The 3,928-nt window shown below is 32.0% G+C and carries 3 protein-coding genes and 1 pseudogene; 2 read left to right on the forward strand and 2 right to left on the reverse strand.

Annotated features, from left to right (window positions below; all coding sequences use genetic code 11):
* Positions 1–1,162, reverse strand: a 1,162-nt coding sequence (locus AB0N03_RS51965; RefSeq protein WP_364388924.1) for an Nramp family divalent metal transporter, incomplete at its 3' end; no start/stop codon positions are given.
* Between the two features lie 190 nt (positions 1,163–1,352).
* A pseudogene (locus AB0N03_RS51970) lies at positions 1,353–1,487 on the reverse strand (IS3 family transposase); the annotation flags it as partial.
* A gap of 222 nt (positions 1,488–1,709) precedes the next feature.
* On the opposite strand from AB0N03_RS51970, the gene mobC reads away from it, so the two are divergent.
* Together mobC and AB0N03_RS51980 are read left to right on the forward strand one after the other, a co-directional pair.
* Complete coding sequence (mobC, locus tag AB0N03_RS51975) at positions 1,710–2,195, forward strand: plasmid mobilization relaxosome protein MobC (RefSeq protein WP_276117874.1); 486 nt, start codon at positions 1,710–1,712, stop codon at positions 2,193–2,195.
* 2 nt (positions 2,196–2,197) lie between these two features.
* Positions 2,198–3,715 (forward strand): relaxase/mobilization nuclease domain-containing protein, encoded by a 1,518-nt coding sequence (locus AB0N03_RS51980; protein WP_364388927.1) that lies wholly within the window; start codon positions 2,198–2,200, stop codon positions 3,713–3,715.
* Positions 3,716–3,928: the final 213 nt, after the last annotated feature.

The raw sequence follows: 3,928 nt of genomic DNA on the forward strand, positions 1-3,928 counted from the left end.
GGATAACTGAAATCAAACGCGTAATTAAGCGTCTTAGCCAAATTGGCATTCTCATATGAATGAATCCCTCCATAATTACTTGTCCAGTTAAAGTTCCGGTAATCGTTGAATTTTGTCCAGAAGCTAGTAACGCGACTGCGAATAATGTAGAAAGAAGACCTGATTTTGCAACGGTGATTAAAATTCCGTTACTCAATGTATCCGAATTTGATAAAGCCTCATACAACCCAAAGAATGATGGATCTTTCACTGCCCCTGTTTTAAAAACAGCAACTCCCATTATGAGCAATAAGGAGTTAACAAAAAAAGCGAGAGTCAATTGAATGTTAGAATCCCATGTTGAAAATCGTACAGCATTGGCGATTTCATCTTCATCCGTACGATTTATCTTTCGAGTCTGAGACACAGCCGAATGTAGATATAAATTATGAGGCATAACGGTTGCACCAATAATCCCTAATGCACCAGTTAAAGGCGTTTGACCACCAATTGAATGTGTAGAGGAGAACGTTTCACCAGTCGGAACCAATCCTTTAAGTACATCCCCCCAATTAGGATCAGACAACGCTACTTGATAAACAAACACAAAAAGAATTACAAAAATCAAACAGACAACTATTGCTTCAATTTTTCTAAAACCAACTTTCGTTAACAACAATAATATTAAAACATCAAATACCGTAATAAAGACTGCGACGACAAGCGGAATATTAAAAAGTAAATAAAGAGCAATTGATGCGCCAATTACTTCCGCAATATCTGTTGCCATAATCGCTAATTCCGTTAAAATCCATAAAATGATTCCTAGTTTTTTACTCGTTCTCGCTCGAATTGCTTGAGCTAAATCCATTTGACTAACAATTCCCAATTTAGCAGCCATATATTGTAATAGCATTGCAATTAAACTAGACATTAAAATGACCGACATTAATAAATACTGGAAGTTTTGCCCACCCGTAATCGAAGTAGACCAGTTGCCTGGATCCATATATCCCACAGCAACTAATGCTCCCGGTCCAGAATAGGCGAACAGGGTTTTCCAAAAGCCTTTGCCTTTGGGTACCTCGACAGTTCCGTTAATTTCCTCTAAAGAGGGACCATTCGCATGCTGAATTAATCGAGGTTTGTGCTCTTTACCAGACTGACTTGTTGTATCTTTCAAAATATTTCCACCTTCCTTTAAGAATATTATAAGTATACACCTCTTTTTTATAAAATTAAAGCAAAATATTAGGCAAACCTAAAAAAAAATAAACATCGCCTAATTTAATATTATTTGCCTTCATTTCATTTGTATCGGAATGAATCAATTGTACACTGGACCAATGTCAAATATTTAGACACAAAATGAGCTATATTTTCTTAAAATAATTTTCTTCTTTCTGATTTGGAGTTAAACCCTTGTTGGCGGAATGAGGATTATAATTGTTATAAAATTGTTCGATGTATTCAAAGCAAGAGAGTTGAACTTCTTGAATGGAGTGATAAGTTCATAATTACATTAACGCAAAAAAATATGTTCAAACTTTGACCGAAGATGAAGTTAAAAATTTGTGTTTTGAAGTCAAAGATTTATACGAAGATGTCTTAAAAGAATTTGAAATTAAGCTCTAATTTTTTTCAAAAAGGGGGATTGGGGGACACCACCAAAAATAAAAAGATTCGTCTGAAACGAACAAAAATAAAATTGGAAATTTTAGATTTTGTGAGTGAAAGATGAATACTTTTTACTGTACTTGGGTACCCAAGTGCGAAGTTCACTAAAGACACTAACCCCCTATTTTGAGCTTTTAGAGTTGACAGATATTTGTGAGGTTGACAAGATGAAAATAATTGAAAATCGTGAGAGAAGTATACAGAAAAAATTTCGTGTAAATGAAAAAGAGAACGAAAGAATTAAATTGATGATGAGAAAAACTGGTATCACTAATTTTTCTATTTTTGCTAGACGAGCCTGTTGCAATAAAGAGATTTTTTCTATTGATTTTTCAGAATATAAAAATATTATTTCTGAAATTTCTGCGACAAAATCTGAACTAAAACGTATCGGAAATAATATCAATCAAATTGCTAAACATTTAAACGAAAATAAAAATAATCAGACAAAAGAATTGATGTCTGATTATCAAAAGCAATTAGAAAACTTGGAAAATAAAATTCAAAAAGTTGTTCATTTTATTTCGGAGAGGGAGTAAAAATGACAGTGAGTTATATGCCAAAACAATCGAACGGAACGGTTCATTCTTCAAAAGATTTAAACCAACTCATTGATTATGTGATGAACCCTGAAAAAACAAATGACTTTGAATATGTTTCCGGTCAAAATATTTTAGATATTCATTCAACCTGTGATGAAATGTTAGCGACACGAACAATGGCTATCGCTTTAAAAAACAAGCCACAAAAAAATGAAAGGTTCGGTTATCATTTTGTCCAATCTTTTTCTCCTGATGACCATTTAACCCCTGAACAAGTTCATGAAATTGGTTTAAAAACCATGAAAGAATATCTCGGAAATTCTGCGGAATTTATTATTGCTACTCATACCGATAAGCCACACCTCCATAATCATATTGTGCTTAATGCAACTGACCCTTTAACTTTAAATAAATTTCAACAAAACAAAAATGATTTAGAACGATTGAAAGAAATTTCTGATAGAATTTCTAAAGAATATGGTTGTAAAATTATTGTCCGTCCTGAACAAAAACTAGGGAATTCTCACAAAAATTATTTGGTCTATCTTGCTCAAATTTCTTACCGGAAAGAGATTAAAAACAAACTTGAATTTTTAATGAACCATTCTCACACTTGGGAAGATTTTAAAGAAAAAGCAAGAGCCTTAAATTTAAAAGTGGACGACACAAAAAAATATACCACTTATCTTTTAGAGGGAAGCGAACAAACCAAAAAAATTAGAGATAGAAGTTTAAAAAATGATAAATTTTTAAAAGAAAATCTCAAAGAACGGATAGAAAAAAATACCATTGGTTATTCAGTTGAGGAAGTCGTGAAACTTTGGAAAGACAAAGAAAGCATTCAAGAAAAAGATCAAGAAAAAGAAATTTCAATTTTGGTAGAAGATTGGCAAATTGAGAAAGAAACTGAAAATTTTTTATACGTAACGATTGATACTGTTTTAGATAAAGAAGCGACAATAAAGATACCTGCACGCTGTGTCGATAAATTAGAAAATGGCGATTATCAAGTCTTTATCAAAAATAAAGACCGATTTTCTTATCTTGATAAGAAAAGTCCGGCAAACAATAAAATCATGTATGGAACAACTGTTGCTAAAAATCTACAACGACAAAGTGGAAATGTCCCTCTTTATTCTGACAATGCCAATATCAAACTCAAACAAGTCTTTCATGAGTTCGATTTCTTGATTAGTCAAGGACTTGGTTTTGATAGAAGTTTTGAAACCATAGGAAAGGACTTAAAAGCCACCTATCAAGAAACAGAAAAGCAATTAGATAAATTAGATACAAAGATTATAGAGTATGTCGAACAAAACAAAAGTTTAGATTATGTAGATACCACTATCAGAGATACAATAAAAAATCTAAAACTTGAACGTGATGATTTGCGAGATACTTTATATAAAGTCGATAAAAACATTCAATACTATCAAAAATCAGAACAACGTTTAGAAGCCTATCAAAAAAATCAAAGTCCAAAACACAAAGCACGTGATGATGATTTTGAAATTTAGATGATTAAATAATCAAGCTGCTAGATCTTAAATTTTGGTTTTTAAATTTTAGACCTAGCGACTTGATTGAGTTTTGAAAAAACTCTATTTTTTACAAAGTAAAAAATAATGCTCCTGTCGTTGAGCAAACCAACGAAAAAGCACTAAAGAAATTGAAAAATGAATTTTTCACTCCCTTTAATGCTTGAATCGTCCTATAAGCTCATATTTTGC

It is taken from the genome of Amycolatopsis sp. NPDC051061, from assembly GCF_040682935.1.
Lineage (GTDB): Bacteria > Actinomycetota > Actinomycetes > Mycobacteriales > Pseudonocardiaceae > Amycolatopsis.